Raw genomic sequence first — 18342 nt, forward strand, 5'->3', positions numbered from 1 at the left:
CGTCAACCTGTACGGGCAACGCGCATCCATTACTCCATCCGTCGTCTGACAAGCCACGTCCTTCACTTTTTGGAATGAGCTATGTCTGCAACAAAATTGACTCGCCGCGAACAACGCGCCCAGGCCCAACACTTTATCGACACCCTGGAAGGCACCGCCTTTCCGAACTCAAAACGTATTTATATTACCGGCTCACAACCGGACATCCGAATTCCGATGCGTGAAATCCAGCTAAGCCCCACGCTCATCGGCGGCGGCAAAGATAATCCGCAATACGAAGAGAACGAAGCCATCCCGGTCTATGACACCTCTGGCCCCTATGGCGATCCTGATGTCGCCATTAACGTTCAGCAGGGGCTGGCAAAACTGCGTCAGCCCTGGATTGAGGCTCGTGCAGACAGCGAAGAATTGACCGACCGTAGCTCGGCGTACACCAAAGAACGTCTGGCAGATGATGGACTGGACGAGCTGCGTTTTACGGGGCTGCTCACGCCGAAGCGCGCCAAAGCGGGCAAATGCGTAACGCAACTGCATTATGCGCGTCAGGGGATTGTAACCCCGGAAATGGAGTTCATCGCTATTCGTGAAAACATGGGGCGTGAGCGCATTCGCGGCGATGTGTTACGCCAGCAGCATCCGGGCGTTGGGTTTGGCGCGCGCCTGCCGGAAAACATCACACCGGAATTTGTTCGTGACGAAGTGGCCGCCGGTCGCGCGATTATCCCGGCCAACATCAACCACCCGGAATCCGAACCGATGATCATCGGACGCAACTTCCTGGTGAAGGTCAACGCCAATATCGGCAACTCAGCGGTCACTTCCTCTATTGAAGAAGAGGTGGAAAAACTGGTGTGGTCGACGCGCTGGGGCGCAGATACGGTGATGGACCTCTCAACCGGTCGCTATATTCACGAAACTCGCGAGTGGATCCTGCGTAACAGCCCGGTACCGATCGGCACCGTGCCGATCTATCAGGCGCTGGAGAAAGTAAACGGGATCGCCGAAGATCTCACCTGGGAAGCCTTCCGCGACACGCTGCTGGAGCAGGCGGAACAGGGCGTCGATTACTTCACCATCCACGCGGGCGTACTGCTGCGCTATGTGCCAATGACCGCAAAACGTCTGACCGGTATCGTCTCGCGCGGCGGTTCGATCATGGCGAAATGGTGCCTCTCTCACCATCAAGAAAACTTCCTCTACGAGCACTTCCGCGAAATCTGCGAAATCTGCGCCGCTTACGATGTCTCGCTGTCGCTGGGCGACGGCCTGCGTCCGGGATCAATTCAGGATGCGAACGACGAAGCGCAGTTTGCCGAGCTGCACACGCTGGGCGAGCTGACCAAAATTGCCTGGGAGTACGACGTGCAGGTGATGATTGAAGGCCCTGGCCACGTACCGATGCAGATGATCCGCCGTAACATGACCGAAGAGCTGGAACACTGCCACGAAGCGCCGTTCTACACCTTAGGGCCACTGACCACCGATATTGCGCCGGGCTACGACCACTTCACCTCCGGCATTGGCGCGGCAATGATTGGCTGGTTTGGCTGCGCCATGCTCTGCTACGTAACGCCAAAAGAGCACCTCGGCCTGCCGAACAAAGAGGATGTGAAACAGGGGCTGATCACCTACAAAATCGCGGCGCATGCCGCCGACCTGGCAAAAGGCCATCCTGGCGCGCAAATCCGCGATAACGCCATGTCGAAAGCCCGCTTTGAGTTCCGCTGGGAAGACCAGTTTAACCTGGCGCTTGACCCGTTCACTGCCCGCGCCTACCACGACGAAACCCTGCCGCAGGAGTCCGGTAAAGTGGCGCACTTCTGCTCCATGTGCGGCCCCAAATTCTGTTCAATGAAGATCAGCCAGGAAGTCCGCGACTACGCGGCGGCGCAGACCATCGAGGTAGGAATGGCGGATATGTCAGAAAACTTCCGCGCCAAAGGCGGTGAAATCTATCTCAGGAAGGAGGAAGCATAATGTATCAGCCCGATTTCCCGGCGGTGCCTTTCCGCCTGGGGCTTTATCCGGTCGTTGATAGCGTGCAATGGATCGAACGCTTGCTGGAAGCGGGAGTCCGCACCCTCCAGCTACGTATCAAAGACAAGCGCGACGAAGAGGTGGAGGACGACGTATCAGCCGCTATCGCGCTGGGTCGCCGCTACAATGCCCGCCTGTTCATCAATGACTACTGGCGACTGGCGATCAAACACAACGCTTACGGGGTGCATCTCGGTCAGGAAGATCTGGAAACCACCGACCTGAAGGCGATTCAGGCTGCCGGGCTGCGCTTAGGCGTTTCCACCCACGATGACATGGAAATCGACATAGCGCTGGCGGCCAGACCGTCTTATATCGCACTCGGCCACGTATTCCCGACGCAAACCAAACAGATGCCGTCCGCGCCGCAAGGACTGGAGCAGCTGGCGCGCCATATTGAACGTCTTGGCGATTACCCCACCGTTGCCATCGGCGGGATCAGCCTCGAACGCGCCTCGCCGGTGCTGAAAACTGGCGTGGGCAGTATTGCCGTCGTCAGCGCCATTACCCGGGCGGAAGACTGGCGCGAAGCAACGGCGCAGTTACTGGCAATCGCGGGGGCTGGCGATGAATGATCGTGACTTTATGCGCTACAGCCGACAAATTTTGCTCGGCGATATCGCCATTGAAGGGCAGCAAAAATTGCTCGCCAGCCGGGTTCTGATTGTCGGTCTGGGCGGTTTGGGTTCCCCTGCGGCGCTCTATCTGGCGGGCGCTGGCATCGGTACGCTGGTTTTAGCCGACGATGACGAAGTGCATCTGAGCAATCTGCAACGGCAAATCCTGTTCACCACAGATGATATTGCCCGCCCTAAATCACAGGTGACAAAGCAGCGGCTGGCTCGGCTGAACCCGGATATTGAACTGCTGGCGTTACAGCAGCGCCTCACTGGCGATGCGCTCCGCCATGCGGTTGAGCGCGCCGATGTGGTGCTCGATTGTACCGACAACATGGCGACCCGTCAGGAGATCAACGCCGCCTGCGTCGCGCTGGATACTCCTCTCATTACCGCCAGCGCCGTCGGCTTTGGCGGCCAGTTGATGGTACTGACGCCGCCCTGGGAACAGGGCTGCTACCGCTGCCTGTGGCCGGATGATGAAGAACCGGAACGCAACTGCCGCACGGCAGGGATCGTCGGCCCCGTTGTCGGCGTGATGGGAACATTGCAGGCGCTGGAAGCCATCAAGTTACTGAGCGGGATGGACATCCCCGGCGGCGAGTTGCGGTTATTCGATGCCAAAACCAGCCAGTGGCGCAGTCTGGCATTGCATCGCGCCAGCGGTTGCCCGGTATGCGGAGGGCGTCATGCAGATTCAGTTCAATGATGAACCTATGCAGTGCGCTGACGGCCTGTCCGTTATCGATCTGCTCACTCAGCTTAATCAACTGAAACCAGGGGCGGCGCTGGCGCTGAATCAACAGATCCTGCCGCGTGAACAGTGGGAACAGCAAATCGTGCAGGAAGGCGACCAGATCCTGCTTTTTCAGGTTATTGCAGGGGGTTGATATGTTACGTATTGCAGATAAAACGTTTGATTCACATCTGTTCACCGGCACGGGGAAATTTGCCTCTTCACAGCTGATGGTCGAGGCGATTCGCGCTTCCGGCAGCCAGTTGGTCACGCTGGCGATGAAACGCGTGGATTTACGCCAGCACAATGACGCGATTCTGGCGCCGCTTATTGATGCCGGGGTAACGCTGCTTCCCAATACCTCCGGTGCGAAAACAGCGGAAGAAGCCATCTTCGCCGCGCAACTGGCGCGGGAAGCCTTGGGCACACACTGGCTGAAACTGGAGATTCACCCCGACGCGCGCTGGCTGCTGCCGGACCCTGTCGAAACGCTGAAAGCCGCAGAAGCGCTGGTAAAACAGGGGTTCGTCGTGCTGCCCTACTGCGGCGCCGACCCGGTGTTGTGCAAACGTCTTGAGGAGGTTGGCTGCGCCGCCGTCATGCCGCTCGGTGCGCCCATTGGTTCAAATCAGGGGCTGGAGACGCGCGCGATGCTGGAGATCATCATCCAACAGGCCACCGTTCCGGTGGTGGTCGATGCCGGTATCGGCGTTCCCAGCCACGCCACACAGGCGCTGGAAATGGGCGCTGACGCGGTACTGGTGAATACGGCGATTGCGGTAGCGGATGATCCGGTGATGATGGCGCAGGCTTTTCGCCTGGCGGTTGAAGCCGGAGTTATGGCGCGTCGGGCCGTACCCGGAACGCGCAGCAGCTACGCTCAGGCCACCAGCCCGCTCACCGGATTTCTGGAGGCTTCGGCATGAAAACGTTCACCGACCGCTGGCAACAGCTGGACTGGGACGATATTCGCCTGCGCATCAACAGCAAAACCGCCGCCGATGTGGAACGGGCGCTTAACGCCACGCAACTTAGTCGCGACGACATGATGGCGCTGCTTTCACCCGCCGCCAGCGACTATCTGGAGCCGTTGGCCCAACGTGCGCAGCGCCTTACCCGTCAGCGCTTTGGCAATACCGTCAGCTTTTATGTGCCGCTGTATCTCTCCAATCTGTGCGCCAACGACTGCACTTACTGCGGCTTTTCAATGAGTAACCGCATTAAGCGCAAGACGCTGGATGAAACAGAAATAGGCCGTGAATGCGAGGCGATTCGCGAGCTGGGTTTTGAGCATCTCCTGCTGGTCACTGGCGAGCACCAGGCCAAAGTCGGCATGGACTATTTTCGTCGTCATTTGCCCGCTATCCGCCGCCAGTTTTCTTCACTCCAGATGGAAGTGCAGCCGCTGGCGGAAGAAGAGTATAGCGAGTTAAAAACGCTGGGGCTTGACGGCGTGATGGTCTACCAGGAGACCTACCATGAGGCGATTTACGCACAACACCATCTGAAAGGGAAAAAGCAGGATTTCTTCTGGCGGCTGGAAACCCCGGACAGGCTGGGTCGGGCAGGTATCGACAAAATTGGTCTCGGCGCGTTGATTGGGCTGTCTGATAGCTGGCGTGTGGACTGCTACATGGTAGCCGAGCATCTGCTCTGGATGCAGAAGCATTACTGGCAGAGCCGCTACTCTATCTCCTTCCCTCGCCTGCGCCCGTGTACTGGCGGCGTCGAACCCGCCTCCATCATGGATGAGCGCCAGTTGGTGCAAACCATTTGCGCATTTCGTCTGCTGGCGCCGGAGATTGAGCTGTCGCTCTCAACGCGCGAATCGCCGTGGTTTCGCGATCACGTTATTCCTTTGGCGATTAATAACGTCAGCGCATTTTCAAAAACGCAGCCAGGCGGCTATGCCGATAATCATCCCGAGCTGGAGCAGTTTTCTCCTCATGACGATCGCCGACCGGAAGCCGTTGCTAATGCACTGACCGCACAGGGGTTACAGCCCGTCTGGAAAGACTGGGATAGTTATCTGGGGCGAGCTTCGCAAACATAATGCACGAACGTGACACGGCGTAATTTTTTTGCGCGCCAGTGCGTAATACAAAAAACGGGAGATTGTCGTCAGGCTCCCGTTTTTTTATGTTGTCGTGGTCGGCAGCGGACGCTGACCAGGGCGAAAAATTCCTTCCTCATTTCGCCCTGCCTTCACATCTGGTCAGACGGTCTTTGCAGACCCCATCGGATTACTGCAACCGGTTTCAGTTTTTGTGTGATGCTTTACACACATTCACTTTAAGACGGTTGTTCTCCCCCCGGCCACAGGCTAAAGATGAAGAACCAAGGGAACCGTGAGAGCCGATTATGAAGAATATCGTTTTATGCTGTGCCGCCGGGATGTCCACCAGCATGCTGGTGCAACGGATGAAAGACGCCGCTCAGAAGAAAGGGGTTGAAGTCAGTATCAAAGCTGTTCCGGTGGCTGAATTTAAAGAAAACATCGCCACTGCGGATATTGTTTTGCTTGGCCCTCAGGTCAAGTATGAACAGGCGAAATTGCAGGCGCTTGCCGACCCCTTAGGTAAAAAGGTCGCGGTTATCGACATGATGGATTACGGCATGATGAAAGGCGATGCCGTGCTGGAAAAAGCCCTCAAGCTCATGGAGTAATAGCATGGAAGAGTTAGAGACGATCATCATGGAGCTGCTGGTCAACGCAGGCGCAGCCCGTAGTTCGGCACTGACCGCACTGCAACTGGCGCGAAAAGGCGATTTTGCTGGCGCCGAGAAAGCGATGGAAGAGTCGCGCGAGTTTGTCAAACTGGCACACGGCATCCAGACAAAGCTGATTGGGATTGATGAAGGAACCGGAAAACTGCCTGTTAATCTGATCACCGTTCATTCCCAGGATCATCTGATGAACGCGATGGTTATTCAGGATTTGGCGGGGGATATGATTGAGCTTTATCGTCGGTTGCCGCTGGTGAATTAAGACCCGTTGCCGGATGGCGGCTACGCCTTATCCGGCCTACAAGTTCACCCCGTATCCGTAGGCCTGATAAGCAAAGCGCCATCAGGCGGCCTACAAATCCACCCCGTGTCCGTAGGCCTGATAAGCAAAGCGCCATCAGGCATAAAAAAACCCGCCGAAGCGGGTTTTTTATTATGGTCAGCAACGATTAATCGTTATCAGAACCGCCCAGGCCTGCGTTCAGCAGTTCTGCCAGGCTGGCAGACGCATCTTCAGCAGTCACCTGCGGTGCAGCCGGGAGTTCACCCGCAGCACGGCGGCGCATACGATCCTGGTGGTACGCATAACCGGTACCTGCCGGGATCAGACGACCCACGATAACGTTCTCTTTCAGGCCACGCAGTTCGTCGCGTTTACCCGCAACGGCTGCTTCGGTCAGGACACGCGTGGTCTCCTGGAACGATGCCGCAGAGATGAAGGACTCGGTTGCCAGAGACGCTTTGGTGATACCCAGCAGATCGCGGGAGAACGTTGCACCCACTTTGCCGTTCGCTTCCAGGTCGCGGTTAGCGATCTTGACGCGGGAGTATTCAACCTGCTCGCCTTCCAGGAAGTCGGAGCTACCTGCGTTTTCGATGGTGGCTTTACGCAGCATCTGACGAACGATAACTTCGATGTGTTTATCGTTAATCTTAACGCCCTGCAAACGGTATACGTCCTGTACTTCGTTAACGATGTAACGAGTAACAGCATGAACACCACGCAGACGCAGAATGTCGTGCGGCGCTTCCGGGCCATCGGAAACCACGTCACCACGTTCTACACGTTCACCTTCGAACACGTTGAGCTGACGCCATTTCGGAATCATCTCTTCGTACGGCTCGCTACCGTCTACCGGGGTGATAACCAGACGACGTTTACCTTTGGTTTCTTTACCGAAGGAAATGATGCCGCTGATTTCAGCCAGGATTGCCGGCTCTTTCGGACGACGCGCTTCGAACAGGTCAGCAACGCGCGGCAGACCACCGGTAATATCCTTGGTACCGCCGGATTCCTGCGGAACACGCGCCAGAGTGTCACCAGAGCTGATCTGTACGCCATCTTCCAGTTGAACAATCGCTTTACCCGGCAGGAAGTACTGCGCAGGCATATCGGTGCCAGGGATCAGAACGTCGTTACCCTGAGCATCAACGATTTTCAGCGCCGGACGCAGGTCTTTACCACCCGTAGTACGCTCAGCGGAATCCAGAACCACCAGAGAAGACAGACCGGTCAGCTCGTCAGTCTGACGAGTAATGGTCTGGCCGTCGATCATGTCAGTGAAGCGGACGAAACCACTTACTTCGGTGATAACCGGCATGGTGTGCGGGTCCCAGTTTGCAACGGTTTCGCCGCCGGCAACCTGCTCGCCATCACCTTTCGCCATAACAGAACCGTAAGGCACTTTATAGCTCTCTTTGGTACGACCGAATTCGTCGATCAGTTTCAGCTCGGTGTTACGGGAGGTGATAACCAGTTTACCGCTGGAGTTCACAACCGACTTCGCATTGCTCAGACGGATGCTACCTTTGTTTTTCACCTGGATGCTGGATTCAGCAGCCGCACGAGATGCCGCACCACCGATGTGGAACGTACGCATCGTCAGCTGTGTACCCGGCTCACCGATGGACTGTGCCGCGATAACGCCGATAGCTTCACCTTTGTTGATGATGTGGCCACGCGCCAGGTCACGACCGTAGCAGTGCGCACATACACCAAAGTCGGTGTCACAGGATACAACGGAACGCACTTTAACGGCGTCAACAGAGTTCTCTTCCAGCAGGTCACACCACTGTTCGTGCAGCAGCGTGTTGCGCGGAACCAGAATATCTGCGGTGCCCGGCTTCAGTACGTCTTCAGCAGTCACACGACCCAGTACGCGATCGCGCAGCGGCTCTTTAACGTCGCCACCCTCGATAACCGGAGTCATCAGGATACCTTCGTGAGTGCCGCAGTCGTCTTCAGTTACCACCAGATCCTGCGCAACGTCAACCAGACGACGAGTCAGGTAACCGGAGTTCGCTGTTTTCAGTGCGGTATCCGCCAGACCTTTACGCGCACCGTGAGTGGAGATGAAGTACTGGAGTACGTTCAGACCTTCACGGAAGTTTGCGGTGATTGGCGTTTCGATGATGGAGCCATCCGGCTTCGCCATCAGACCACGCATACCAGCAAGCTGACGAATCTGTGCCGCAGAACCACGCGCACCGGAGTCGGCCATCATGTAGATGCTGTTGAAGGAAACCTGCTGCTCTTCCTGACCGTCACGGTTAATCACGGTTTCGGTCTGTAGGTTGTCCATCATCGCCTTGGATACACGATCGTTCGCCGCAGCCCAGATATCGATAACTTTGTTATAGCGTTCGCCCGCTGTTACCAGACCAGACTGGAACTGTTCCTGGATCTCAGCAACTTCGGCTTCCGCTTCGGAGATGATCTCGTGTTTCTTCTCCGGGATAACCATATCGTCGATACCAACGGATGCACCTGAACGCGCTGCATAAGCAAAGCCGGTGTACATCGTCTGGTCCGCAAAAATAACGGTCGGTTTCAGGCCCAGAATACGGTAGCAGGTGTTCAGCATTTTAGAGATGGCTTTCTTACCCAGCGCCTGGTTGACGATGGAGAAAGGCAGACCTTTCGGTACGATCATCCACAGAATGGCACGGCCGATGGTCGTGTCTTTCAGGCTGGTTTTCGCTACGAATTCGCCATTAGCATCTTTTTCGTATTCGGTGATACGCACTTTAACGCGCGCATGCAGAGAGGCCAGGCCAGCGCGATAAATACGCTCAGCTTCTTTCGGGCCAGTCAGCACCATGCCTTCGCCTTTGGCGTTAACACAGTCACGGGTCATGTAGTACAGACCCAATACAACGTCCTGAGACGGAACGATGATAGGTTCGCCGTTCGCCGGGGACAGGATGTTGTTGGTAGACATCATCAGCGCACGCGCTTCCAGCTGGGCTTCCAGCGTCAGCGGTACGTGAACAGCCATCTGGTCACCATCGAAGTCGGCGTTATATGCCGCACAAACCAGCGGGTGCAGCTGGATAGCTTTACCTTCGATCAGTACCGGTTCAAATGCCTGGATACCCAAACGGTGCAGTGTTGGCGCACGGTTCAGCAGTACCGGGTGTTCGCGGATAACTTCGTCCAGGATATCCCAAACGACAGCTTCTTCACGCTCAACCATTTTCTTCGCGGCTTTGATGGTGGTGGCGAGGCCACGCAGTTCCAGCTTGCCGTAGATGAACGGTTTGAACAGCTCCAGCGCCATTTTCTTCGGCAGACCGCACTGATGCAGACGCAGGTATGGACCTACGGTAATGACAGAACGACCGGAGTAGTCAACACGCTTACCGAGCAGGTTCTGACGGAAACGACCCTGTTTACCTTTGATCATGTCGGCCAAAGATTTCAGAGGACGTTTGTTAGAACCGGTGATCGCACGACCGCGACGACCGTTATCCAGCAGGGCGTCAACCGCTTCCTGCAACATACGTTTTTCGTTACGTACGATGATGTCCGGCGCAGCCAGATCCAGCAGACGTTTCAGACGGTTGTTACGGTTGATCACGCGACGATACAGATCGTTCAGATCCGACGTTGCGAAACGACCACCATCCAGCGGAACCAGCGGACGCAGATCTGGCGGCAGAACCGGCAGAACGGTCAGGATCATCCACTCTGGTTTGTTACCAGACTGAACGAACGCTTCCAGCAGTTTGATACGCTTGGTCAGCTTTTTACGCTTGGTTTCGGAGTTGGTTTCGTTCAGCTCTTCGCGCAGAGTTTCACACTCTTGCTCCAGATCCATGCTCTTCAGCAGGGCCTGAATAGCTTCCGCACCCATCTTCGCGTCGAATTCGTCACCGAACTCTTCCAGCGCGTCCAGATACTGTTCTTCAGTCAGGATCTGCTGGCGTTCCAGGTTAGTCATACCGCCTTCGATAACCACATAGGATTCGAAGTACAGCACGCGTTCGATATCGCGCAGCGGCATATCGAGCAGCAGGCCGATACGAGACGGCAGAGATTTCAGGAACCAGATGTGAGCAGTCGGGGACGCCAGCTCGATGTGGCCCATACGCTCACGGCGTACTTTAGTTTGGGTCACTTCAACGCCGCACTTCTCACAGATCACACCACGGTGTTTCAGGCGCTTGTACTTACCGCACAGGCACTCGTAATCTTTTACTGGCCCGAAGATACGGGCGCAGAAAAGGCCGTCACGCTCAGGCTTGAACGTACGGTAGTTGATGGTTTCCGGCTTTTTAACTTCACCGAAAGACCATGAACGGATCATGTCTGGCGAAGCCAGAGCAATTTTGATCGCATCAAACTCTTCGGTTTTAGTTTGCGCTTTCAGAAACTTTAATAAGTCTTTCACGGATTTGCTCCCGTCGGAGTTAGCACATTCCGCTGCCGGGTATTACCCCGGCAGCAGTGACCTGTTTGAGCGAGAATTACTCGTCTTCCAGTTCGATGTTGATACCCAGCGAACGAATCTCTTTCAACAATACGTTGAAGGATTCCGGCATGCCCGGTTCCATCTGATGGTTGCCGTCCACGATGTTCTTATACATCTTAGTACGGCCATTCACGTCATCAGACTTAACGGTGAGCATTTCCTGCAAGGTGTATGCTGCGCCGTATGCTTCCAGCGCCCACACTTCCATCTCCCCGAAGCGCTGACCACCGAACTGCGCCTTACCACCCAGCGGCTGCTGAGTAACCAGGCTGTAGGAACCGGTGGAACGAGCGTGCATTTTGTCGTCGACCAGGTGGTTCAGTTTCAGCATGTACATGTAACCTACGGTTACCGAACGCTCGAACTGTTCACCGGTACGGCCGTCAAACAGCGTGATCTGACCGGAAGTCGGCAGGTCACCCAGTTTCAGCAGCTCTTTAATTTCCGCTTCTTTCGCACCGTCGAACACCGGCGTTGCGATCGGCATACCTTTGCGCAGGTTTTCAGCCAGACGCAGAACTTCTTCATCGCTGAAGGTATTCAGGTCAACTTTCTGACGAACATCAGCGCCCAGATCGTACGCACGCTGGATGAATTCGCGCAGTTTCGCGACTTCCTGCTGCTGTTTCAGCATGGCGTTGATCTTATCGCCGATACCTTTCGCAGCCATACCCAGGTGGGTTTCCAGAATCTGACCGATGTTCATACGAGACGGTACGCCCAGCGGGTTCAGTACGATGTCTACCGGCGTGCCGTTTTCATCGTAAGGCATATCTTCGATCGGGTTGATCTTAGAAATTACACCCTTGTTACCGTGACGACCTGCCATCTTGTCACCAGGCTGGATACGGCGTTTAACCGCCAGATATACCTTAACAATCTTCAGCACGCCCGGTGCCAGATCGTCGCCCTGAGTGATTTTGCGGCGTTTCGCTTCGAGTTTTTTCTCGAACTCGTGTTTCAGTTCGTCGTACTGCTCAGCCAGTTGCTCCAGCTGATTTTGTTTCTCTTCGTCGGTCAGGCCCAGTTCCAGCCAGCGATCGCGCGGCAGTTTGTCGAGCTTCTCAGCTTCAACGCCACCGGAAACCAGCACAGCGTGGATACGGCTAAACAGGCCAGCTTCGAGGATCTGCAATTCTTCAGACAGGTCTTTCTTCGCCTGCTTCAGCTGCATCTCTTCGATTTCCAGCGCACGTTTGTCTTTTTCTACGCCATCGCGAGTAAAGACCTGAACGTCGATAACCGTACCGGAAACACCGTTTGGTACGCGCAGAGAAGAGTCTTTAACGTCAGACGCTTTCTCACCGAAGATCGCACGCAGCAGTTTCTCTTCTGGCGTCAGCTGGGTTTCACCTTTCGGCGTTACCTTACCAACCAGAATGTCGCCGCCGGTCACTTCCGCACCGATGTAAACGATACCGGATTCATCCAGTTTAGAGAGCGCAGCTTCACCCACGTTCGGGATATCAGCGGTAATCTCTTCCGGCCCCAGCTTGGTGTCACGGGACACACAGGCCAGTTCCTGAATGTGGATGGTGGTGAAACGGTCTTCCTGGACAACACGCTCGGAAACGAGGATGGAGTCTTCGAAGTTGTAGCCGTTCCACGGCATGAACGCTACGCGCATGTTCTGACCCAGCGCCAGTTCACCGAGGTCGGTGGACGGACCGTCAGCCAGCACGTCGCCGCGCTCAACCGGCTCACCCAGAGAAACACACGGCATCTGGTTGATACAGGTGTTCTGGTTAGAGCGGGTGTATTTGGTCAGGTTGTAGATGTCGATGCCTGCTTCGCCCGGGTACATCTCGTCTTCGTTAACTTTGATAACGATACGGGACGCATCCACGTACTGAACAGTACCGCCACGTTTAGCAACCGCAGTTACACCGGAGTCAACGGCAACAGCACGTTCCATACCGGTACCAACCAGCGGCTTATCAGCGCGCAGAGTCGGAACCGCCTGACGTTGCATGTTCGCACCCATCAATGCACGGTTGGCGTCATCGTGTTCCAGGAACGGGATCAGGGACGCACCGACGGAAACCACCTGCTGGGTGGAAACGTCCATGTAGTCAACCTGGTCGCGGCTGAACAAGCTGGATTCGCCTTTGCTACGGCAGGTAACCAGATCTTCTACAAAGTGGCCTTCGTCATCCAGGTTGGAGTTCGCCTGAGCGATAACGTAGTTACCTTCTTCGATAGCAGACAGGTAATGAATTTCGTCAGTCACCACGCCGTCGGTGACTTTACGATACGGAGTCTCAAGGAAACCGTATTCGTTAGTCTGTGCATACACGGACAGGGAGTTGATCAGACCGATGTTCGGACCTTCAGGCGTTTCGATAGGACATACGCGACCGTAGTGGGTCGGGTGTACGTCTCGAACTTCGAAGCCTGCGCGTTCACGGGTCAGACCGCCTGGGCCGAGTGCGGAGATACGACGTTTGTGCGTAATCTCAGACAGCGGGTTGTTCTGGTCCATAAACTGAGACAGCTGGCTGGAGCCGAAGAACTCTTTCACTGCCGCGGAAATCGGTTTGGCGTTGATCATGTCCTGAGGCATCAGGGTATCCAGATCGCCCAGAGACAGACGCTCTTTCACCGCACGCTCAACACGCACCAGGCCAACGCGGAATTGGTTTTCCGCCATTTCGCCTACGGAACGGATACGACGGTTGCCGAGGTGGTCGATATCATCGACTTCGCCTTTACCGTTACGGATATCAATGAGCTTCTTCATCACGTCAATGATGTCGTCTTTGCTCAGGATACCGGAACCTTCAATTTCGTCGCGCAGCAGAGAACGGTTGAACTTCATACGACCAACCGCAGACAGGTCATAGCGGTCTTCGGAGAAGAACAGGTTCTCAAACAGGCTTTCAGCCGCTTCACGAGTCGGCGGCTCACCCGGGCGCATCATGCGGTAGATTTCTACCAGCGCGCTCAGACGATCGTTAGTCGGGTCGATACGTACCGTTTCAGAAATGTACGGGCCGTGATCCAGATCGTTGGTGAACAGCGTTTCGATACGCTTGTGGCCAGACTGGCTCAGCTTCGCCAGCAGATCCAGGCTCAGCTCCATGTTCGCTGCGCAGATCAGCTCGCCAGTTGATTCGTCAACGTAGTCTTTAGACGCCACTTTACCCGCGATGTACTCAACCGGAACTTCGATATGTTTGATATCGTCTTTTTCCAGCTGGCGAATGTGGCGCGCAGTAATGCGACGACCTTTTTCGACGTACACTTTGCCGTTGGCTTCGATGTCAAAGGAGGCGGTTTCACCACGCAGGCGTTCCGGCACCAGTTCCATCTGCAACTTGTTGTCGCGGATCTCGAAGATCACTTTCTCAAAGAACAGGTCCAGGATCTGCTCAGTGGTGTATTGCAGTGCACGCAGAATGATAGTCGCAGGCAGTTTACGACGACGGTCGATACGGACAAACAGGTTGTCTTTCGGATCGAACTCGAAGTCCAGCCATGAACCACGGTAAGGAATGATGCGTGCGTTATACAATACTTTACCGGAAGAGTGAGTTTTACCTTTATCGCTGTCGAAGAAGACACCCGGGCTACGATGCAGCTGGGAAACGATAACACGCTCAGTACCGTTGATAACGAAAGTACCGTTGTCGGTCATGAGCGGAATTTCGCCCATGTAGACTTCTTGTTCTTTAATGTCTTTTACGGTGCCTTCCGGCGCTTCGCGCTCGTAGATCACCAGACGCAGTTTTACGCGCAGCGGTGCGGAATAGGTCACGCCACGGATCTGACATTCCTGAACGTCAAACACCGGTTCGCCAAGGCGGTAGCTGACGTATTGCAGCTCGGAATTACCGCTGTAGCTCTGAATCGGGAACACGGAACGGAATGCAGCTTCCAGACCGTACTGCCCTTCAGGATCTTGCTCGATAAACTTCTGAAACGAGTCAAGCTGGATAGAAAGGAGATAAGGTACATCCAGAACTTGTGGACGTTTACCAAAATCCTTACGAATACGTTTTTTCTCGGTATAGGAGTAAACCATAGGGTTCCTCAGCTCGCTGACAAGTCGACCCATCTGTCCTGCGGAGGGACAGTTTGTGCAACACTATTTTGTTGACCGGAAAATGGAATACTTTCCGCAATGCCTGTTGCTATCACGCTTAAACCATTTCATTGCGATTTACACAGAACGGGCGTTCTGTCGCAGTATATTAAGTCGTCGATAGAAACAAGCATTGTCAGGACAACCAGTAGTCAAACAGTGTGAAACGCTACTGGCGCCTTACAGCGCAAAAAGGCTGGTGACTAAAAAGTCACCAGCCATCAGCCTAATTTCTTAGGCTGCAACCGGAAGGGTTGGCTTATTTAACTTCAACTTCAGCGCCAGCTTCTTCCAGAGATTTTTTCAGAGCTTCAGCGTCATCTTTGCTCACGCCTTCTTTCAGAGCGGCCGGAGCAGATTCTACCAGGTCTTTAGCTTCTTTCAGACCCAGGCCAGTTGCGCCACGTACTGCTTTGATAACAGCAACTTTGTTAGCGCCAGCAGCTTTCAGAATTACGTCGAATTCAGTTTTTTCTTCAGCAGCTTCAACCGGGCCAGCAGCTACAGCTACAGCAGCAGCAGCGGAAACACCGAATTTTTCTTCCATTGCAGAGATCAGTTCTACAACGTCCATTACGGACATAGCGGATACTGCTTCAATGATTTGATCTTTAGTGATAGACATTTAAATTGTTCCTGAATATCAGAATAAGTTTATACGTAAGCGGATGCGTTACAAAGATAACTGCGATTAAGCAGCTTCTTTCGCATCGCGTACAGCAGCCAGAGTACGAACCAGTTTGCCAGCCGAAGCTTCTTTCATGGTTGCCATCAGGCGTGCAATTGCTTCTTCGTAGGTCGGCAGAGTTGCCAGGCGGTCGATCTGAGACGCCGGGATCAGCTCACCTTCAAAGGCAGCGGCTTTGACCTCAAATTTTGCATTCGCTTTCGCGAACTCTTTGAACAGACGAGCAGCAGCGCCCGGGTGTTCCATAGAGTATGCAATCAGGGTCGGACCAACAAACGTGTCTTTCAGGCACTCGAACGGAGTACCTTCAACGACGCGGCGCAGCAGGGTGTTACGAACAACACGCATGTAAACGCCAGCTTCACGACCTGCTTTACGCAGTTCAGTCATTTTATCTACAGTTACGCCACGGGAATCCGCAACTACTGCAGACAGCGCGCCTTTGGCTACTTCGCTGACTTCAGCAACAATCGCTTGTTTGTCTTGAAGATTTAAAGCCATTAGCTTTGCTCCTGGATGTTTGCCAGAGCTCATGCTCTGGAACTCACTTCACTCTCCTCAACGAGAAGAGCGTCTTAATACGGTGAGCAGAAACAAGCCAGAGTATAAAAAATAATCTTAGCGTTCTGTCACCGTCTACGCAGGGCATTAAGTTTCTTACGAAACACCTGCGGTCTTCGACGGAGGCCTGGATAGGCCAGGCTCCAACGAACAAATCTTGTCTATGACTTCGCCCTTTGAACCGTAGCCGCGTTAGCTGCTACAATTCAAATGACTCGCATAGAGTTCTGTTTATTTCAACAGAAACGTGGGGGTAAGATTGTAGACAAAATCACCGCCCACGTAAAGGCGAATATTAGTTCGCCACAGTCGCAGTCAGACCGGACTGATCAACGGCAACGCCAGCACCCATGGTGGTGGAGATGCTAACTTTCTTGATGTACACGCCTTTCGCCTGAGTCGGTTTTGCTTTTTTCAGCGCAACCAGCAGAGCTTCCAGGTTTTCTTTCAGTTTGTCAGCGTCAAAATCCACTTTACCGATGGTGGTGTGGATGATGCCGTTTTTGTCGTTACGGTAACGAACCTGACCAGCTTTAGCGTTCTTAACCGCTTCAGCAACGTTAGGCGTTACAGTACCCACTTTCGGGTTCGGCATCAGGCCACGCGGACCCAGAACCTGGCCCAGCTGGCCAACAACGCGCATTGCATCCGGGGAAGCAATAACAACGTCAAAGTTCATTTCGCCTTTCTTGATCTGTTCAGCCAGATCTTCCATACCTACCAGTTCAGCGCCAGCAGCTTTAGCAGCTTCAGCGTTTGCACCCTGGGTAAATACGGCTACGCGAACGGAACGGCCAGTACCGTGCGGCAGTACAGTTGCGCCACGTACGTTCTGGTCAGATTTACGCGCGTCGATGCCGAGGTTAACGGCAACGTCTACGCTTTCTACGAACTTAGCAGTGGCCAGTTCTTTCAGCAGAGAGATAGCTTCGTTGATGTCGTACTGTTTGGTCGCATCAACTTTCTCACGGATCACACGCATGCGCTTGGTCAGTTTAGCCATTTCTTAGTCCTCCACTACCAGGCCCATGGAACGTGCAGTACCTTCGATGGAGCGAGTCATCGCTTCAATGTCGGCACCAGTCATGTCGGCAGCTTTGGTCTGCGCGATTTCCTGCAGCTGAGCGCGGGAAATTTTACCTACTTTGTCTTTGTTCGGCTTGCCGGAACCAGACTTAATACCAGCCGCTTTCTTCAGCAGAACTGCTGCCGGAGGCGTTTTGGTAATGAAGGTGAAAGAACGGTCAGCGTAAACGGTGATAACAACCGGAATCGGCAGACCTTTTTCGATGGAATCAGTTTTTGCGTTGAACGCTTTGCAGAATTCCATGATGTTTACGCCCTGCTGACCCAGAGCCGGACCTACTGGCGGACTCGGGTTAGCCATACCAGCTGCAACTTGCAGCTTGACGTAGGCTTGTACTTTCTTAGCCATTGCAATTTCCTCGTTTGGGTATAACGCCTGAAAACAGGCTCCCCGTGATATAAAAAAATCGTTTTACGGGCCAGGCCCATAAAAACAAAAGGCGCGAAATTGTATTCCAATCTCGCGCCTTGTGCAACGATTAAATCGCCGCTTTTTTGATCGCTGCTTAGGCTTTCTCAACCTGGGCAAAGTCCAGTTCTACCGGGGTCGCACGACCAAAGATAGAAACAGACACCTTCAGGCGGGACTTCTCGTAGTCCACTTCTTCAACAACGCCGTTAAAGTCAGCAAACGGACCGTCGTTAACACGAACCATTTCACCCGGTTCAAACAGCGTTTTCGGACGCGGTTTATCACCGACCTGTTGCAGGCGGTTCATGATCGCATCAACTTCTTTGTCGCTGATTGGCGCCGGACGGTCAGACGTACCGCCGATGAAGCCCATCACACGCGGAACACTGCGCACCAGGTGCCAGCTTGCGTCGTTCATCACCATCTGAACCAGGACGTAGCCCGGGAAGAATTTGCGCTCGCTTTTGCGACGCTGGCCACCACGGATTTCGACCACTTCTTCGGTCGGCACCATGACTTCACCAAACAACTCTTCCATATTGTGTAATTTGATATGCTCACGCAGCGATGTTGCTACGCGGCCTTCAAAACCGGAAAACGCCTGAACGACGTACCAGCGCTTTTTAGGAGCTTCAGACAT

General features: G+C 54.3%; 15 protein-coding genes. 8 read left to right on the forward strand and 7 right to left on the reverse strand.

The window, feature by feature from the left end; translation table 11 throughout:
• Positions 1-81 precede the first annotated feature (81 nt).
• The 8 genes from thiC to CKO_RS12805 all read left to right on the forward strand — a co-directional run bounded on the left by thiC (position 82) and on the right by CKO_RS12805 (position 6379).
• The gene (thiC, locus tag CKO_RS12770) at positions 82-1977 is read left to right on the forward strand and encodes a phosphomethylpyrimidine synthase ThiC (protein WP_012133801.1); all 1896 of its coding nucleotides are present in this window, start codon (positions 82-84) and stop codon (positions 1975-1977) included.
• On the forward strand, positions 1977-2612 hold the full coding sequence (gene thiE, locus CKO_RS12775) for a thiamine phosphate synthase (RefSeq protein ID WP_012133802.1): 636 nt from the start codon (positions 1977-1979) through the stop codon (positions 2610-2612). Before thiC ends, thiE begins: the two co-directional genes overlap by 1 nt.
• The gene (gene thiF / locus CKO_RS12780; protein WP_012133803.1) at positions 2605-3363 is read left to right on the forward strand and encodes a thiazole biosynthesis adenylyltransferase ThiF; all 759 of its coding nucleotides are present in this window, start codon (positions 2605-2607) and stop codon (positions 3361-3363) included. The genes thiE and thiF overlap by 8 nt, the downstream gene beginning before the upstream one ends.
• Positions 3344-3544 (forward strand): sulfur carrier protein ThiS, encoded by a 201-nt coding sequence (thiS, locus tag CKO_RS12785; RefSeq protein ID WP_012133804.1) that lies wholly within the window; start codon positions 3344-3346, stop codon positions 3542-3544. The genes thiF and thiS overlap by 20 nt, the downstream gene beginning before the upstream one ends.
• A 1-nt stretch (position 3545) precedes the next feature.
• A complete protein-coding gene (gene thiG, locus CKO_RS12790) occupies positions 3546-4316 on the forward strand; it encodes a thiazole synthase (RefSeq protein WP_012133805.1) in 771 nt (256 codons plus the stop codon).
• Complete coding sequence (thiH, locus tag CKO_RS12795; protein ID WP_012133806.1) at positions 4313-5443, forward strand: 2-iminoacetate synthase ThiH; 1131 nt, start codon at positions 4313-4315, stop codon at positions 5441-5443. The genes thiG and thiH overlap by 4 nt, the downstream gene beginning before the upstream one ends.
• Positions 5444-5751: 308 nt before the next feature.
• Positions 5752-6057, forward strand: coding sequence for a PTS sugar transporter subunit IIB (locus CKO_RS12800; protein ID WP_012133808.1), 306 nt, complete (start codon positions 5752-5754; stop codon positions 6055-6057).
• Between the two features lie 4 nt (positions 6058-6061).
• Positions 6062-6379 carry a PTS lactose/cellobiose transporter subunit IIA gene (locus CKO_RS12805; protein WP_012133809.1) on the forward strand — a complete coding sequence of 106 codons (318 nt, stop codon included), beginning with the start codon at positions 6062-6064 and terminating at the stop codon, positions 6377-6379.
• A 187-nt stretch (positions 6380-6566) separates the two neighbouring features.
• On the opposite strand, the gene rpoC is transcribed toward CKO_RS12805, so the two are convergent.
• From rpoC to nusG, 7 genes are all read right to left on the reverse strand, one after another.
• Positions 6567-10790: a DNA-directed RNA polymerase subunit beta' gene (rpoC, locus tag CKO_RS12810; protein WP_012133810.1), complete on the reverse strand. Its 4224-nt coding sequence runs from the start codon at positions 10788-10790 to the stop codon at positions 6567-6569.
• Between the two features lie 76 nt (positions 10791-10866).
• Entirely contained in the window at positions 10867-14895 is a 4029-nt protein-coding gene (gene rpoB / locus CKO_RS12815; RefSeq protein ID WP_024130652.1) for a DNA-directed RNA polymerase subunit beta, read from the reverse strand.
• A gap of 319 nt (positions 14896-15214) precedes the next feature.
• Positions 15215-15580: a 50S ribosomal protein L7/L12 gene (gene rplL / locus CKO_RS12820; RefSeq protein WP_012133812.1), complete on the reverse strand. Its 366-nt coding sequence runs from the start codon at positions 15578-15580 to the stop codon at positions 15215-15217.
• A 66-nt stretch (positions 15581-15646) separates the two neighbouring features.
• On the reverse strand, positions 15647-16144 hold the full coding sequence (gene rplJ, locus CKO_RS12825; protein ID WP_004097644.1) for a 50S ribosomal protein L10: 498 nt from the start codon (positions 16142-16144) through the stop codon (positions 15647-15649).
• A 355-nt stretch (positions 16145-16499) separates the two neighbouring features.
• A complete protein-coding gene (rplA, locus tag CKO_RS12830; RefSeq protein ID WP_012133813.1) occupies positions 16500-17207 on the reverse strand; it encodes a 50S ribosomal protein L1 in 708 nt (235 codons plus the stop codon).
• Positions 17208-17210: 3 nt separating this feature from the next.
• Positions 17211-17639 carry a 50S ribosomal protein L11 gene (rplK, locus tag CKO_RS12835; RefSeq protein ID WP_012133815.1) on the reverse strand — a complete coding sequence of 143 codons (429 nt, stop codon included), beginning with the start codon at positions 17637-17639 and terminating at the stop codon, positions 17211-17213.
• A gap of 157 nt (positions 17640-17796) precedes the next feature.
• A complete protein-coding gene (nusG, locus tag CKO_RS12840) occupies positions 17797-18342 on the reverse strand; it encodes a transcription termination/antitermination protein NusG (protein ID WP_003862341.1) in 546 nt (181 codons plus the stop codon).

Source organism: Citrobacter koseri ATCC BAA-895, from assembly GCF_000018045.1.
Lineage (GTDB): Bacteria > Pseudomonadota > Gammaproteobacteria > Enterobacterales > Enterobacteriaceae > Citrobacter_B > Citrobacter_B koseri.